Origin of the sequence: Streptococcus sp. CCH5-D3, assembly GCF_001556435.1 — a bacterium.
Classification (GTDB): domain Bacteria; phylum Bacillota; class Bacilli; order Lactobacillales; family Streptococcaceae; genus Streptococcus.
This window is the reverse complement of the sequence record NZ_LSIW01000053.1, coordinates 1-576: the sequence shown is the minus strand read 5'-3', so window position 1 is coordinate 576 and position 576 is coordinate 1. Positions and strand designations below refer to the sequence as shown.

Below are 576 nucleotides of genomic sequence, written 5' to 3'. Positions count from 1 at the left end.
CAGAATCAGCAAGCACATCAGCTTCAGTCTCTGCATCAGAATCAGCAAGCGCATCTGAATCGGCATCAGCATCTGCGTCAGTCTCAGCAAGCGCATCCGCTTCAATCTCAGCGTCAGAATCAGTAAGCGCATCTGAATCGGCATCAGCATCTGCGTCAGCGTCAGCGAGCGCATCCGCTTCAGTCTCTGCCTCAGAATCAGTAAGCGCATCAGAATCTGCATCAGCATCTGCGTCAGTGTCAGCAAGTACATCCGCTTCAGTCTCAGTCTCAGAATCAGTAAGCGCATCTGAATCTGCTTTAGCATCTGAGTCAGCGTCAGCGAGCGCATCCGCTTCAGTATCAGAGTCAGCTTCTACATCAGCATTCTTGAGTGCTTCTGAAAGCACAAGTGCTTCAACAAGTATTTCAACATCATTGAGTACTTCAGCAAGTCTTTCAACCTCTGCCTCAACAAGTGCTTCAGTGTCTGCCTCATTGAGTGTCTCAGAATCAACTTCTGAAGTGAAAGATCCTAAGCACAAACGTGGTAGCCAAGCGCTTCCTAAGACTGGTGAGGAAAACTCATCATTGTCAA

The 576-nt window shown here is 48.3% G+C and carries 1 protein-coding gene and 1 pseudogene; one reads left to right on the top strand and one right to left on the bottom strand.

What is annotated here, in order from left to right; all coding sequences use genetic code 11:
- Nucleotides 1–388 (bottom strand): annotated as a pseudogene (locus AX662_RS10685) (hypothetical protein); the annotation flags it as partial.
- On the opposite strand from AX662_RS10685, the gene AX662_RS10910 reads away from it, so the two are divergent.
- Nucleotides 369–576: adhesin (locus tag AX662_RS10910; RefSeq protein WP_231728406.1), on the top strand; the 208-nt coding region annotated here is incomplete at its 3' end. The pseudogene AX662_RS10685 and the gene AX662_RS10910 overlap by 20 nt on opposite strands.